Annotated in this window: 16 protein-coding genes; 1 reads left to right on the top strand and 15 read right to left on the bottom strand. The window is 43.4% G+C overall.

What is annotated here, in order from left to right; translation table 11 throughout:
• Positions 1–62: 62 nt before the first annotated feature.
• From BA81_RS06445 to BA81_RS06480, 8 genes are all read right to left on the bottom strand, one after another.
• Positions 63–665: a thymidine kinase gene (locus BA81_RS06445; protein ID WP_024423745.1), complete on the bottom strand. Its 603-nt coding sequence runs from the start codon at positions 663–665 to the stop codon at positions 63–65.
• 87 nt (positions 666–752) lie between these two features.
• Entirely contained in the window at positions 753–953 is a 201-nt protein-coding gene (gene rpmE, locus BA81_RS06450; RefSeq protein WP_003215407.1) for a 50S ribosomal protein L31, read from the bottom strand.
• Between the two features lie 132 nt (positions 954–1,085).
• Positions 1,086–2,369: a transcription termination factor Rho gene (rho, locus tag BA81_RS06455; RefSeq protein ID WP_008354975.1), complete on the bottom strand. Its 1,284-nt coding sequence runs from the start codon at positions 2,367–2,369 to the stop codon at positions 1,086–1,088.
• Positions 2,370–2,734: 365 nt separating this feature from the next.
• Complete coding sequence (glpX, locus tag BA81_RS06460) at positions 2,735–3,700, bottom strand: class II fructose-bisphosphatase (RefSeq protein WP_012011567.1); 966 nt, start codon at positions 3,698–3,700, stop codon at positions 2,735–2,737.
• Between the two features lie 32 nt (positions 3,701–3,732).
• Positions 3,733–5,022 (bottom strand): UDP-N-acetylglucosamine 1-carboxyvinyltransferase, encoded by a 1,290-nt coding sequence (murA, locus tag BA81_RS06465; protein ID WP_024423746.1) that lies wholly within the window; start codon positions 5,020–5,022, stop codon positions 3,733–3,735.
• Positions 5,023–5,269: 247 nt separating this feature from the next.
• Positions 5,270–5,908 carry a fructose-6-phosphate aldolase gene (gene fsa / locus BA81_RS06470; RefSeq protein WP_024426351.1) on the bottom strand — a complete coding sequence of 213 codons (639 nt, stop codon included), beginning with the start codon at positions 5,906–5,908 and terminating at the stop codon, positions 5,270–5,272.
• Positions 5,909–6,019: 111 nt separating this feature from the next.
• Positions 6,020–6,877: a class II fructose-bisphosphate aldolase gene (locus BA81_RS06475; protein ID WP_024423748.1), complete on the bottom strand. Its 858-nt coding sequence runs from the start codon at positions 6,875–6,877 to the stop codon at positions 6,020–6,022.
• Positions 6,878–7,055: 178 nt separating this feature from the next.
• Positions 7,056–7,430: a response regulator gene (locus BA81_RS06480; protein WP_003214681.1), complete on the bottom strand. Its 375-nt coding sequence runs from the start codon at positions 7,428–7,430 to the stop codon at positions 7,056–7,058.
• Positions 7,431–7,610: 180 nt separating this feature from the next.
• Here BA81_RS06480 and BA81_RS06485 point away from each other — a divergent pair, with 180 nt between their 5' ends.
• On the top strand, positions 7,611–8,141 hold the full coding sequence (locus tag BA81_RS06485; RefSeq protein WP_034281229.1) for a DUF2529 domain-containing protein: 531 nt from the start codon (positions 7,611–7,613) through the stop codon (positions 8,139–8,141).
• 40 nt (positions 8,142–8,181) lie between these two features.
• Here the strand turns inward: BA81_RS06485 and pyrG are convergent, their stop codons facing one another.
• The 7 genes from pyrG to BA81_RS06520 all read right to left on the bottom strand — a co-directional run bounded on the left by pyrG (position 8,182) and on the right by BA81_RS06520 (position 15,465).
• Positions 8,182–9,789, bottom strand: a complete 1,608-nt coding sequence (gene pyrG, locus BA81_RS06490) for a glutamine hydrolyzing CTP synthase (protein WP_034281230.1) — start codon at positions 9,787–9,789, stop codon at positions 8,182–8,184.
• 239 nt (positions 9,790–10,028) lie between these two features.
• Positions 10,029–10,568 carry a DNA-directed RNA polymerase subunit delta gene (rpoE, locus tag BA81_RS06495; protein ID WP_034281231.1) on the bottom strand — a complete coding sequence of 180 codons (540 nt, stop codon included), beginning with the start codon at positions 10,566–10,568 and terminating at the stop codon, positions 10,029–10,031.
• 216 nt (positions 10,569–10,784) lie between these two features.
• Positions 10,785–10,982 carry a hypothetical protein gene (locus BA81_RS06500; RefSeq protein WP_034281233.1) on the bottom strand — a complete coding sequence of 66 codons (198 nt, stop codon included), beginning with the start codon at positions 10,980–10,982 and terminating at the stop codon, positions 10,785–10,787.
• Positions 10,983–11,125: 143 nt separating this feature from the next.
• A complete protein-coding gene (locus BA81_RS06505; RefSeq protein ID WP_034281235.1) occupies positions 11,126–12,268 on the bottom strand; it encodes an acyl-CoA dehydrogenase in 1,143 nt (380 codons plus the stop codon).
• Between the two features lie 16 nt (positions 12,269–12,284).
• Positions 12,285–13,397, bottom strand: coding sequence for an acyl-CoA dehydrogenase family protein (locus BA81_RS06510; RefSeq protein WP_034281236.1), 1,113 nt, complete (start codon positions 13,395–13,397; stop codon positions 12,285–12,287).
• Between the two features lie 11 nt (positions 13,398–13,408).
• Entirely contained in the window at positions 13,409–14,272 is an 864-nt protein-coding gene (locus tag BA81_RS06515) for a 3-hydroxybutyryl-CoA dehydrogenase (protein ID WP_034281237.1), read from the bottom strand.
• Positions 14,272–15,465: an acetyl-CoA C-acetyltransferase gene (locus BA81_RS06520; protein ID WP_034281240.1), complete on the bottom strand. Its 1,194-nt coding sequence runs from the start codon at positions 15,463–15,465 to the stop codon at positions 14,272–14,274. Before BA81_RS06520 ends, BA81_RS06515 begins: the two co-directional genes overlap by 1 nt.
• Between the last annotated feature and the right edge of the window lie 11 nt (positions 15,466–15,476).

The following is a 15,476-nucleotide window of genomic DNA, read 5'->3' on the forward strand; positions in this document are numbered from 1 at the left end:
TACAAATGATGGGTGTTCAGCCAAAATCTCGAAAAACGAAACACAGCGGCATTTGCTATTTTTTATTTGTCAAGTGTTGTACCAACATCAAGTCTTGGTACTTCATGGTGATGTCTGCATCGTGCTTCGTATGATTCCTGCGCACCTACTAAAATAATAGGATCATCATAGGATGCGGGTTTACCGTCGATCAAGCGTTGTGTTCTACTCGCTGGGGAGCCGCATACCGAACAAACTGCTTGAAGTTTTGTTACAAGCTCTGCACATGCCATTAAATGCGGAACAACACCAAATGGCTCTCCTCTGAAGTCTTGATCCAGGCCTGCAACAATGACTCGGTAGCCTTGGTCAGCCAATTGAGTGACAATGTCAATGATTGTCTCATCAAAAAATTGCACCTCATCAATGCCAATGACATCGGTTCTTTCTGATATGTGCGTTATTATGTCTTTTGGTGAGGCTACTGCAATCCCATCTAATGATGAACCGTTATGTGACACAACTGAGCTTGTACTATATCGGTTATCAATTGCTGGTTTGAATATTTTTACTTCTTGTTTGGCAAAGGTGGCCCTTTTGGCTCTCCGAATCAATTCTTCCGACTTTCCAGAAAACATACTGCCGCAGATGACTTCAAGCCAACCGCTTTGTTTCATCACATACATAAGGTCTTCTCCCCCGTTTTAAAGTTCCATCAATCCACGTAAAAAAACAGGCAAGAACGGATTCCTGCCTGTTTATTGTATCTATTATTACTTAAGACCGTATTTTTTGTTAAAGCGGTCAACACGTCCATCAGCAGAAGCGAATTTTTGACGGCCTGTATAGAAAGGATGGCACTCAGAGCAAATCTCGATGCGTACCTCTTCTTTTACTGATCCAGTTTCAAACTCATTTCCACAAGCGCATTTGACTGTAGCTTTTTTGTAGTTAGGATGAATTCCTGTTTTCATCTACTGTCATCTCCTTCCGCCCTGAATCCAATTCGGAAACAGAGTTAATATCTCAGAAATAAATTCTGAAACGCACATGATAAAATTATAACAGTGTGAGTCTATGATTGCAAATGTATTTTTTCAGGGAAGCTATCTTCTTGATGCAGACATATTGGCTTGTTTCCATTCTTGCGTTAAAATATCGAAAAATTCTTGGTTTGTCTTTGTTTTTCTCATTTTGCGCATGAACTTCTCAGCGAAGTCAGGTGTATCTGACATCGATTTTCTCATCGCCCATAAACGATCAAGATGCTCTTTTGGCACAAGCAGTTCTTCTTTTCTCGTACCAGAACGGCGAATGTCGATCGCAGGGAAAATTCTTCTTTCGGCCAAAGAACGGTCCAAATGAAGCTCCATGTTTCCAGTCCCTTTAAACTCCTCATAAATCACGTCATCCATACGTGATCCTGTATCAACAAGTGCAGTGGCTAAAATCGTCAAGCTTCCGCCTTCTTCAATGTTACGCGCAGCACCAAAGAATCGTTTTGGACGATGGAAAGCCGCAGGATCAATACCGCCTGAAAGCGTTCGGCCGCTTGGCGGAATCACAAGGTTGTATGCACGAGCAAGCCTTGTGATGCTGTCCATTAAGATGATGACATCTTTCTTATGTTCAACAAGACGCATAGCACGCTCTAAGACAAGCTCTGCTACTTTAATGTGGTTTTCCGGTACTTCGTCAAAGGTTGAACTAACAACATCCCCTGCAACAGAACGTTCGATATCTGTTACTTCTTCTGGGCGTTCGTCAATCAAAAGGACAATCAGCTCTGCCTCTGGGTGATTTTCAGAAATGCTGTTGGCAATTTCTTTAAGTAAAATGGTTTTTCCAGCCTTAGGCGGTGCAACGATTAAACCACGCTGTCCAAATCCAACTGGCGCCATCATGTCCATAATTCTAGTAGACAGGTGATTAGGCTGTGTTTCAAGAATCATTTGGCGGTCAGGAAATAGCGGTGTGAGTGCAGGAAAGTGAACACGTTCCTTTGCTGATTCTGGGTCGTCCCCATTTACCGCTTCTACATGAAGGAGGCCATAGTAGCGTTCATTTTCTTTTGGAGGTCGTACCTTTCCAGACACTTTATCTCCATTTCGTAAATCAAAGCGTCTGATTTGTGAAGCTGAAATATAAATGTCTTCAGAACTTGGGGAGTAGTTAATCGGTCTTAAGAAACCAAATCCCTCAGACTGAATAATTTCAAGAACCCCTTCCATAAATAAGAGATCCTCTTGCTCAGCGTTCGCCTTTAAGATGGCAAAAATTAATTCTTTTTTTGTTAGTTTGCTGTAATAAGAGATTTTGTATCGCTTTGCTAACTCATACAGCTCTTTTAATTTCATATTTTCCAAAGATGAAATCGAAACATCTTTCAATATGGACACCACACTTTTCTAGTCAATGTATTTCTTTACAAATGCATGACCATTGTATTTGATTAGCTTTTAATTCCGTTGTTGTTGGAATGACCTCGCTCTGATGGTAACGCTCCCACTCGTTTTATCGTGAAAGATAGGAACAATGTGAAATAGAGCTTTGTCAACATAGAGAAGGATAATGAGTATATCGTCATGATGCGGCAGTATTTAAACTTGTTGAAGCTTAAAAGAAGTAAATTCGCAGAAAATTTCGCAGCACTCTTTAGTTTTACCTCATTTGCAGAGAATATTCAACTTTTAAAAGAAAATGATATACATTTGACACCTATATGAAAAGCGGGTAATGAATACCCGCTTTCAGATTACGGACGAATGACAAGATTCGGTTTTTTCTTTAAGCTGTGTCTGCCGTCTACGAAACGAACCGTACCTGATTTCGCACGCATGACAACACTATGTGTTGTTCCAACAGAGCCTTTGAATTGAACACCTTTAAGCAATTCGCCGTCCGTTACACCTGTCGCTGCAAAAATGGCGTCATCTCCTTTTACGAGATCTTCCATTCTGAGGACTTTCCCAACATCCAGCCCCATTTTCTCACAGCGTCTGAGTTCTTCTTCACTTTGAGGAAGAAGCTTACCATGAATTTCGCCACCAAGTGCCTTTAACGCAACAGCAGAAAGGACACCCTCAGGCGCTCCGCCTGAACCAAATAGAATATCAACACCTGTGTGATCAAATGCTGTATTAATGGCTCCTGCAACGTCACCATCGTCGATCAGTTTAATTCTTGCTCCTGCTTCTCTCAGTTCAGCAATAATTTTCTCATGTCTATCTCTGTTTAAAATCGTTGCAACCACATCTTCAATATCTTTGTTTTTTGCTTTTGCAACAGCGCGAAGATTATCAATGACAGGCGCTTCAATGTCGATGCAGCCTACCGCTTCTGGACCTACTGCGATCTTATCCATGTACATATCAGGTGCATTCAGCAGGTTGCCATGATCTGCAACTGCAATAACAGCTAAGGCATTCCAGCCGCCGCTTGCCACAATGTTTGTTCCTTCTAATGGATCAACAGCGACATCCACGCGAGGTCCATATCCGTTCCCAAGCTTTTCCCCAATATAAAGCATTGGTGCTTCGTCCATTTCTCCTTCGCCAATGACCACTGTCCCCTTCATCGGAATGGTGTCAAATACATCACGCATTGCACTTGTTGCAGCATCATCCGCTTCGTCCTTTAATCCTCTTCCCATCCAACGGGCAGATTTTAATGCAGCTGCTTCTGTCACCCGTACTAGTTCCATCGATAAACTTCTTTCCATTTTTGTCCAAATCTCCTCTCACAGTCAAAGCCTTATGAATTTTGAAGTTCTTCTATTTCTTGGTCATTCAGCTTTTCACGCCAGATGGTTGCACCCAAGCCTTCAAGCTTCTTCTCAAGCAAACTATATCCTCTGTCTATATGTTCAAGCCCTGTGATTTCGGTCACACCGTCTGCCATTAACCCTGCGACAACAAGACAAGCGCCTGCACGCAGATCACTTGCTTTGACCTTTGCTCCTTGGAGCTGCGTTTGTCCGGTAATAATAGCAGATCTTCCTTCGACCTTCATGTTTGCACCCATTCGACGCAATTCGTCAATGTGCTTAAAGCGTGCTGAGTAGATCGTATCTGTGACCACACTCGTGCCTTTCGCTTTTGTTAACAGTGCCGTCATCGGCTGCTGAAGGTCAGTTGGAAAGCCCGGATACACAAGGGTTTTGATATCGACAGGCTTGAGTCCTTCGTTTCTGCCAACGATCAGCATCTGATCGTTGCTCGTTTCAATGGTGAACCCCATTTCTCTAAGTTTCGCCGTAATTGATTCTAAATGAGTTGGGATCACATTATCAAGTACAACTTCATCTCCCATCGCTGCACCAGCTATTAAAAATGTTCCTGCTTCGATGCGGTCAGGGATGATTGAATGCTTACAGCCATGAAGAGATTCTACACCTTCGATTCGAATGACATCGGTACCCGCACCTTTGATTTTAGCTCCCATGCTTGCAAGCAGTGTCGCTACATCAATAATTTCGGGTTCCTTTGCAGCATTTTCAATCACGGTTTTTCCTTCAGCCAGTACGGCTGCCAGCATGATGTTGATCGTCGCACCTACACTGACAACATCAAGATAAATCCGGGCTCCGACTAATTTTTCAGCACGCAAATAAATTGCACCCTGCTCGTTTGTCACCTCGGCTCCAAGTGCTTCAAAGCCTTTGATATGCTGATCGATCGGCCTAGGTCCTAAGTGGCATCCTCCTGGCAGTCCGATGACAGCCTGCTTAAATCTGCCCAGCATGGCGCCCATTAAATAATAGGATGCACGCAGTTTCTTCACTTTTCCATTAGGAAGCGGCATACTAATCATGGAAACAGGATTAACAACCATTTCACCTTTTTCAAAAGTGACCTTTCCGCCAATTTCTTCTAACAGATCCCGTAATGTGTCGATATCTGATATATGCGGAAGGCCTTCAATGGTTACTGGAGAATCAGCGAGAATCGTGGCAGGAATCAGTGCCACAGCACTATTTTTCGCACCACTAATATGTACGGTCCCGCGCAAGGGATCACCGCCGGCAATGTTTAACTTTTCCATATTTGTCTCCCTTCTTAAAGAAGATCACTGTTGGAGTTATACTGTTTGTGGATGTCGCGCTTTAAAAGGTCTTGTCCAAAATTTAGCCAATATCAAGAGAAAGAATACAGGTTAAACGAAATTTGTCGGAAGAAAAATAATCGAAGCTTTGCGAGGCTGTGATGTTCTCTTCTTTGCACAAAACATTTCTTAGCGTTTATAAGGAAAACTATGGCAAACGAGAGACGATCCCGCCTGCCACAATTATTTATTTATTCCAGTCTGCTAAAAATTGCTCGATGCCTGCATCCGTTAATGGGTGTTTCGTCAGTTGCTTGATGACTTTCAGCGGCATTGTGCCGATATGAGCACCTCTAAGCGCAGCTTCTGTCACATGCTGCGGATGACGAATAGATGCAGCAATGATTTGTGTATCTAATCCATGAACATCAAAAATAGTTTTCACTTCGCTGATGAGATCAAGACCATTTTGGCCAATGTCATCTAATCGGCCAAGGAATGGAGAGACATACGTCGCACCAGCTCTAGCTGCAAGAAGTGCCTGGTTTGCACTAAAAATCAATGTGACGTTTGTTTTAATTCCAAGGTCTGTTAATGCTTTGACAGCTTTAAGGCCATCTGTAGTCATTGGAATTTTGACCGTAATATTTGGTGCGATGGCAGCAAGCTCTTTTCCTTCTTCAATCATTTCCTCTGCTTTTAGGGAAATCACTTCTGCACTGACAGAACCTGATACCACGTCAGTGATTTCGCGAAGGCGGTCGTGGAATGATACGTCCTTTTCTTTCGCTACTAAACTAGGGTTTGTTGTGACGCCTGCTAAAATGCCAAGCTCGTGCGCCTCTTTGATGTCCTCAATATTCGCTGTATCTACGAAAAATAACATAACTGTGCCACTCTCCTATCAATAAATTGTCTGAAATGTAAATTTGATTGCGCTTTCTCAAGATATGGAGAAAACCGCCTGTGACTCAGGCGGCTTTCGGTTCTCATCAAATTATGCTTGGTTAGAAGAACCAAATTCGCGCATTTTGCCGATAACAGTCGCTTTAATTGCGTCACGAGCTGGTCCAAGATATTTACGTGGATCATACTCTTCTGTTTTTGCAGCAAGTGTTTCGCGTACTGCTTTCGCAGAAGCAATTTGGTTTTCAGTGTTTACATTGATTTTTGCTGTACCAAGTGAAATTGCACGCTTGATGTCAGCAGTTGGGATACCTGTTCCGCCGTGAAGAACAAGTGGAAGACCAGTTGTTTTACCAATTTCTTCCATTTCAGCGAAACCAAGGTTTGGTTCACCTTTGTACGGACCATGTACTGAACCTAATGCAGGTGCAAGGCAGTCGATACCAGTGCGTTCTACAAGCTCTTGGCACTCTTTTGGATCAGCATAAATAACGCCTTCAGCGATGACGTCATCTTCTTGCCCACCAACAGTTCCAAGTTCAGCTTCTACAGACACACCATGGAAATGTGCAAGTTCAACGACTTTCGCAGTTGTTTCCACATTCTCATCGAATGGGTGGTGAGAAGCATCGATCATGACAGAAGTAAATCCTGCATGAATCGCTTTTGCACAAGATTCAAAGCTTGAACCGTGATCTAAATGAATCGCAACAGGGACTGTTACATTATATTCTTCGATTAACGCTTTAACCATTGCGACAACTGTTTTGAAGCCGCCCATGTAGCGTCCTGCTCCTTCAGATACTCCTAAGATAACAGGAGATTTCTCTTCTTCAGCAGCTTGTAAAATCGCTTGCGTGAATTCTAAGTTATTTAAGTTAAACTGTCCAACAGCGTAACCTTTTTCCTTTGCGTCTTTCAACATTTCTGTCATTGAAACTAAAGGCATGATGAAAAATCCTCCCTATGTAGCTAATTTGCTTGCTAAAAAAAGCTCTCCACCCTAGCATGACCAGAATTTCTCGCCATATGTAAACTTTCAAAGTCAGATCGCTTTCTTCTTCCTTTCTAGGATACCAATTATTCGACAAATCGGCAACAGAATGACTCGATTCAATCATTTCCATCTAGCCATTTGTTTCAAGCGGCAGGTATTCTTTGACAGCATCTCGGATTTCATCAATATCAAAAGGTTTAGCGAAGTGCGTCAATGCACCGAGTTCTTTGGATTCTTGGATCATATCTAATTCGCCATAGGCTGTCATAATAATGACACGGATGTCTTCATCAATTAATTTCATCCGTTTTAAAATTTCGATACCATCCATTCCGGGGATTTTCATATCAAGCAGGACAAGGTTCGGTCTATGGTTTTTCACAATATCTAATGCCTGTAGTCCATTGGCAGCTTGGAAGGTTTGATAGCCTTCTTTATGAAACACTTCATTCAATAATATTCTAATACCGTACTGATCATCGACAATTAAAATTTTCTCATTCATCTGTTACACCCCATTGCTTTCATTTTTCGCCATAAAAAGAGCTGTTGTTAAATAATTCTGTTTGATTTTCACATTTCCTTTAATTATAATAGTTTACTTTACGACATTTTCTGAGCATTTTTCCTAATATTCTCTTTATATTCTATTATAAAATGATCTGACCGAAGGAGGAAATGAGTCTTGTTAAAAATTTTTACGACCCAGTTATCAGGTATTTTTTCACGTATTGGAGAAAAACAGGCTGAAGCGATTGAGGACGGTGCACGCCTTCTTGCACAGGCTGTTGTCAGTGGACATGCCGTTTATTTTCACGGAAAGAATGAACTGGCTGCTGTCGCCCTAGAGGCATCTGAAAGCAAGGAGCCGTTTCCAGGTGCGAAGGTGCTGCCGCTCGATCAAAAGGAGCGCAGCTTACTTCATCCAAGTGACAGGGTGCTGCTATTTTATTCAGACCCAGAAGATCAAGAAATTCAATCTCTTGCAAAAGAACTGCACGAACAAGGTACGCCCGTTGTTGGTGTAGGGCCGGCACAAAAGGAGCCGTCTACGATTGAAGAGCATTGTGATGTCCACATTGATTTCCAGCTCAAGAAACCTCTTGTGCCCGCTGAAGATGGGACAAGGTTTGGTTATCCTGCTTTAATGACCTGCTTATACGTCTACCACGCTCTATCGTTTACTGTGAAGGAAATCATCGAGGAATATGAATAAAAAAACTGCCGAGAAGTGATATTCCCGGCAGTTTTTTGTTTTATTTTGATTCAGATGCTTGAAGTGAAGCACCAACGAAATCTCTAAATAATGGCTGTGGTCTTGTCGGTCTTGAAACGAATTCTGGGTGGAACTGAGAAGCAAGGAACCAAGGGTGATCCTTCAGCTCGATAATTTCAACAAGACGTCCATCTGGGCTTGTACCAGAGAAGACAAAGCCTGCTGCTTCCATTTGCTGTCTGTATTCGTTATTAAACTCGTAGCGATGGCGGTGGCGTTCGTAGACCACTTCGTCATTGTATGCAGCAAATGCTTTTGAGTCTTCATTTAATTTACAAGGGTATAGACCGAGACGAAGTGTTCCGCCTAGATCATCTACATCCTTCTGTTCTGGAAGAAGGTCAATGATTGGGAATGCTGTTTCAGGGTCAATTTCCGCTGAATGAGCTCCCTCAAGGCCTAATACGTTTCTCGCGTATTCGATAGATGCCACTTGCATTCCTAAGCAGATTCCGAAGAATGGCACTTTGTTTTCACGGGCATATTGTGTAGCAATGATTTTCCCTTCTACTCCGCGGTCTCCGAAGCCTCCAGGAACAATAATGCCGTCCACATCTTGTACGAAATCAGCGATATTCTCTGCTGTCACTTCTTCTGCATTGATCCATTTAATTTGAACATCTGCATCAAACGCATAACCAGCATGACGAAGTGATTCAACGACAGAAATATAAGCATCTTGCAGCTCAACATACTTCCCTACAAGACCAATTGTGACTTGTTTCGAAAGGTTTTGCACTTTATCAACAAGCGCTGTCCACTCCGTCATGTCCGCATCTTGGCAGTCAAGTTTCATATGTTCACATACTAGCTTGTCCAGCCCTTGTTTTTGTAAATCAAGCGGAATGGAGTATAGCGTGTCTGCATCCTGACATTCGATAACAGCTTTTGTATCAATATCACAAAATAGCGCAATTTTGTCCTTCATATCTTGTGCCAATGGCATTTCCGTTCTGACCACAATGACATTTGGCTGAATACCAAGACTGCGAAGTTCTTTCACACTATGCTGTGTTGGTTTTGTTTTCAATTCACCTGCTGCACGGATGTAAGGAACAAGGGTACAATGAATGTACATCACGTTTTCACGGCCGATGTCACTCTTCATTTGACGAATGGCTTCAAGGAATGGAAGGGATTCGATATCTCCTACTGTTCCGCCGATTTCTGTAATGACCACATCTGCACCTGTTTCTTTTCCGGCACGGTACACGCGGTCTTTGATTTCATTTGTAATGTGGGGAATGACCTGTACTGTTCCACCTAAGTAGTCACCGCGGCGCTCTTTCTTCAGAACAGTAGAGTAGATTTTACCAGTTGTGACGTTGCTGTACTTATTTAAGTTAATATCAATGAAACGCTCGTAGTGACCTAAGTCAAGGTCTGTTTCAGCACCATCATCTGTGACAAAAACTTCACCGTGCTGGTATGGACTCATTGTCCCTGGGTCTACGTTGATGTATGGATCGAATTTTTGAATGGTGACATCCATCCCTCTATTTTTCAGAAGGCGGCCTAACGATGCAGCCGTGATTCCTTTTCCAAGTGAGGAAACAACTCCTCCTGTTACAAAAATATACTTTGTCATTTCGTATGCTCCTCTCTTTTTTACCCTTGCATGTCTAGACATGCACAGCTTCATCCTTTTTAGAGTGTATCCCTAAATCTCTTGAAAAATAAGAAAGCTCCCTTTCAAATAAATGAAAGGGAGCGTAAATGAACGTATCTTTACGTACTCTTTTTTAGAGAGCCCAAAATACATACTACATAGTTCGCTCTCGAAAGTCAAGACGGTTTTGTCCTGTTTTGAAGACCGGTTTGAGAGGGTTATTTGTCTTCCTCATCATCGTCTAAATCGTCTTCATCAATCTCCGTTAAGCCGTCATCATCTTCATCGTCATCTTCGTCGAAATCTTCAAGATCTTCTTCAATTTCTTCATCATCGTCTAGGTCGAGATCATCGTCGTCTTCAACAAGGTCAAGGTCTTCTTCAAGCTCGTCGATTTCTTCTTCCTCTTCGATCTCATCGAAGTCGTCTTCAACGACAGCTGCTTTTGATTTTTTCTTTTTCGCTTTTGTTTTCACAGCTGGCTGAACTTCTTCTTCGATTTGATCAACTGGATACCAGCTGCGAAGTCCCCATCTCTGATCACCTAACGAAATAAAGCGGCCATCTATATTTAAGTCTGTATAAAATTGAGCAAGTCGATCATCAAGATCGGATTTTTGTATTCCTTGCAAACGGATAATTTCATCTATTAACTCGGAAAACGTAATTGGTGTTTTGCTGTCTCTGAAAATTTCATAAGCAAGTTCAACTAAAGACATTTGTTTGAGCTGTTCCTGTGAGTATTCTTTCAAACTCAAGGTCAGACACTCCCTTTCTATTACATGTATGTATCCATTTATCAGTGAAATAATAAGTATTTATACCTTATTCTTACGACAAACCATACCTCTCATTATAAACAAATTAGGGGAGTTTATGCCACCTTTATTGATGTTAATTTTTGATTTTTCTCACGGGGAGCACCTAGAGTGGGTACGGCATGCTTTTTGTCGTTCAGTTTTTTCTCGTCTGTTTTAAAATGGGATGTTCTGAATGAGTGAGACAACGACAGGAATCGTGAATAACATTCCAGCAGACATGAGTACGATTAGTTTTCTCCGGCTGTTTTCTTTTTCTTCCTGCTTTTTTGGAGATTTCGAAAGCTCCGCGGACACCATGATCCAGATCACCATCGTGACGATTGCCAAAATGCCCATAAATGTTGAGTTCATCATCATAACCTCCATATTGATATTTTCCCTAATTTTAACATATCATGATGATATGGATGAACATTAACAATACGCTTACGTTTGAAAACTGCATGACGAACGAAAACAGACCGCCTCACGTTCAGGCGGTCTATGCTTGTTTTCTACATATCTAGCAGTTTCCTTGAGATGACCAGGCGCTGGATTTCCTGAGTTCCTTCATAAATTTGAGTGATTTTCGCATCACGCATGTATCGTTCGACTGGGTAATCCTTTGTGTAGCCGTACCCGCCGAAGATTTGAACCGCCTCTGTCGTCACCTTCATCGCTGTATCACCAGCAAAGAGCTTGGACATGGCTGATTCCTTCCCATACGGGAGGCCTTTCGTTTCGAGCCATGCCGCCTGGTAAGTAAGCAGCCTTGATGCTTCAATCGCTGTGGCCATATCAGCCAGTTTAAAGGCGATCCCTTGCTGCTGAATGATTGGTTTGCCAAATTGTTTACGCTCCTTGGCATAATCAACCGCCGCATCAAGAGCACCTTGCGCAATCCCAACCGCCTGTGCAGCAATGCCGTTTCTGCCGCCATCGAGTGTCATCATGGCTATTTTGAACCCTTCTCCTTCTAGACCGAGCCGGTTCCTTTCATGAATTCGGCAATCTTCAAATCGAATTTCAGTTGTTGGCGATGAACGTATGCCCAGTTTGCTTTCCTTTTTGCCAACAGAAAAACCAGGTGTCTCTTTTTCTACAATAAAAGCAGTTGTATTTCGAGACGAAGCTTCTTGGTCTGTGACGGCAAACACAATATAATAATCTGCAATGCCTCCATTTGTAATAAAAATTTTCGCCCCGTTCAGGACGTATTCACTGCCTGCCTTGACGGCCGTTGTCTTCATTCCGCCGGCATCTGAACCAGAACCGCTCTCAGTGAGCGCGTATGCTCCTATCTTCTGCCCTTTTGCAAGCGGCTTTAAGTAGTTCTCTTTTTGTTCCTTTGTTCCGAATGTATAGATTGGCCATGAAGCAAGAGATGTATGAGCGGAAAGGGTGACACCTGTAGAGGCGCACACTCTTGAAAGCTCCTCAACTGCTATGACGTAGGCTAAATAGTCACTGCCAATTCCGCCCACGTCTTCCGGCCAAGGAATACCCGTTAAACCGAGCTCCGCCATTTTGCGGAAAATAGATGGATCATATGTCTCTGTTTCGTCTCGTTCTGCTGCTGTTGGCTCCACTTCATTTTTCGCAAAGTCTCTCACCATTTTTTGAATCATTTCATGTTCATCACTTAATTGGAACTGCATCGTGAGCCACCTCGTTTCATATTAGCTGTTTACAGATGACCAGCCTTTGAATTTCACTTGTTCCTTCATAGATTTCACAAATTTTCGCATCACGAAAGTAACGTTCTGCTTGATAAAGATTCGTATAACCATCCATACCTAGCAAATGGAGCGCTTCTGTACTGATCTCCACCGCCGTTTTTGACGCAAATAGCTTTGCCATTGATGCTTCCTTTGTGACCGGTCGATTTGCCTCTTTGAAAGAAGCCGCTTGATAGACGAGCAGTTTTGCCGCCTCAAGCTTCGCCGCCAAATCGCCCAGCCGAATGGTTGTTTCAAGACCTGCTGGATGCTGCTTTAAATAGACCACTGCCTCGGTTAAAGCGGCTTCTGCAATGCCAAGGCTTTGAGCCGCAATTCCGATTCTCCCTGCATTTAAGCTGGACATGGCAATTTGAAAGCCCTCTCCTTCTGCACCGAGCAGCTGATCTTTTGTAATCCGCACGCCATCAAAATGAAGCGTGACTGTTTTTGAACCGTGCAGTCCCATCTTTTTCTCATCTTTTCCAATCGTAAATCCCGGCGTATCTTTCTCGACAATGAACGCCGATATATTTTTTCTCGCAGAAGCCGGATCGGTCACCGCAAAGACAAGATACAGTTCTGCTTCTCCGCCGCTTGTGATAAAGATTTTCGTCCCATTTAATACATAATCGCCGCCCATCCGCTCTGCTCTTAACTGAATACTGGAGGCATCTGATCCAGCCTTTGGTTCAGTCAAACAAAAGGCGCCCAACTTCTTCCCGGATGCAAGCGGCGGCACATAAGTTTCTTTTTGTTCCTTCGTTCCAAAAGTCAAAATAGGCATCGTCACAACAGATGTATGAACGGACACAATGACACCGATGGTCGCACTCACTTTCGATAATTCATGGATTGCAATGATATACGTTGTAAAATCTGCTCCTAAGCCTTGATACGAAGCTGGTATTGGAATCCCTAGATAGCCTTGCCGCCCCATTTCACTTAAAAGGGTGTTTGGAAACCGGCCTTGTTCCATGGCTTCTACTTCAGGGAATATACGCTGGCGTGCAAATTCTGCTGTCTGTTCTCTCCAGAGACGCTGTTTATCCGTAAGCAAAACATCCATCTTGACTCCCCCTATGAGTGGTCGTGGTATGTGTAAAAACCTCTCTTTGTCTTTTTGCCCAGCCAGCCTGCATTCACGTATTTTTTCAAAAGAGGACAAGGTCGATATTTGCTGTCTCCAAGTCCCTCGTGAAGGGTATTCATAATAAATAAACATGTATCCAGTCCGATGAAATCAGCTAGACGAAGCGGTCCCATTGGATGATTCATCCCAAGTGTCATCACGCCATCAATGCTTTCTGCATCTGCTACGCCTTCATACAGGGTGTAAATGGCTTCATTGATCATTGGCATCAATATGCGGTTTGATACAAACCCCGGGAAGTCTTCCACTTCAATTGGGGTTTTGTTTAATGTCTTCGCTGTTTCATAAACAACTTGATATGTTTCATCACTCGTTTGCAGCGCTCGAATGACTTCAACCAGTTTCATGACAGGAACCGGATTCATAAAATGCATGCCAATCACTTTCTCCGGTCTGCTCGTCACAGCTGCTAATTCTGTGATCGACAAGGAAGACGTGTTTGTCGCAAATATTGCCTCAGCCTCTGCAAATTGATCAAGTGTTTCAAAGATTTGTTTTTTCACACTCATTTGTTCTGATGCGACTTCTATGACTAAGTGAGCCTGCTGTACGTCTTTTAAATCTGTGGAAACGGCAAGCCGCTGCGTAATATCTCGGACTGCCTGATGTGCCAGCTTTCCTTTTTCTGCGCGCTTCGTCAGTTGTTTGGTCATGGAGGAGATCGCTCGATGAATCTGCTTTTCTGATGCATCATGGAGCAGAACTGTATAGCCTGACTGAGCAAACACTTGAGCAATGCCTGATCCCATTTGACCGGCTCCAACGACCATAACGGTCTCTTCTATACTCATCAATAAACGCCCCCCTTTTCATCTACCTTTATCATGATGGCGTCTCCTTGACCGCCTCCGCTGCAAATCGCCGCAATGCCAATGCCTCCGCCTCTTTGTCTTAATGCATGAATCAATGTCAATATCACGCGTGTTCCGCTTGCCCCAATCGGATGACCGAGCGCGACAGCCCCTCCGTTGATATTCATTTTCCGCCGGTCGATCCCAGTTATTTTTTCACATGCCAGAGCCACAGCTGAAAAGGCCTCATTGATTTCAAACAAATCAATATCCTCTAGGCGCTTTCCTGTTTTCTTTAAAAGCTTCTCGATAGCAAAGGCTGGTGTTTTCGGAAAATCCTTTGCCTCTACAGCAACCTGAGCATGACCGAGAACGACTGCCATTGGCTTTACGTCATGCCGTGCAGCATACGTGTCTTTCATTAAAAGGAGCGCACTTGCACCATCATTGACACCTGGTGCATTTCCAGCAGTGATGGTACCCTTCTGATCAAAAACAGGCATGAGCTTTGACAGCCGTTCATATGACGTATCACGCCGCGGAGATTCATCTTCTGTAATCAGCCGTTCTCCCGTTTTTGTTTTGACGGTGACGGGGGCGATTTCATGTTGAAAAAAGCCGTTTTTTTGCGCTTCGATGGCCCGTTCATGACTTCTGAGTGCCCACAGATCCTGCTCTTCGCGCGTGATGCCGAGCTCCTTTGCAGCCACACTTCCATACTCACCCATATGAACGCCTGTAAACGAACAGGTCAATCCATCTAAAATCATCGCATCTTGTACTGCACCATCACCCATTTTGTAGCCCCATCGCGCTTTTTTTAGCAGATAAGGAGCGTGAGACATGGATTCCATACCGCCCGCTGCGATGACCTCAGCATCTCCGGCTCGAATGATTTGATCTGCTGCGGTCACACTGCGCATGCCTGAAGCACAGACTTTATTGATGGTTTGTGTTGGAACAGACCAAGGAAGATCAGCATATCTTGCTGCTTGCCTTGAAGGAATCTGTCCTTGCCCTCCTTGTAAAACACTTCCCATGATGACTTCATCTATTTCATGAGAACCCGAAACTCTTTCCAGTGCAGCCTTGATCGCTATACCGCCTAGTTCTGCGGCAGTCAAACCACTGAGAGCGCCGCCTAGTTTCCCAAATGGTGTTCTTGCTCCAGATACAATGACCGTCGTACTCATATATGCCCCTC

Origin of the sequence: Bacillus safensis FO-36b, from assembly GCF_000691165.1 — a bacterium.
GTDB lineage: Bacteria > Bacillota > Bacilli > Bacillales > Bacillaceae > Bacillus > Bacillus safensis.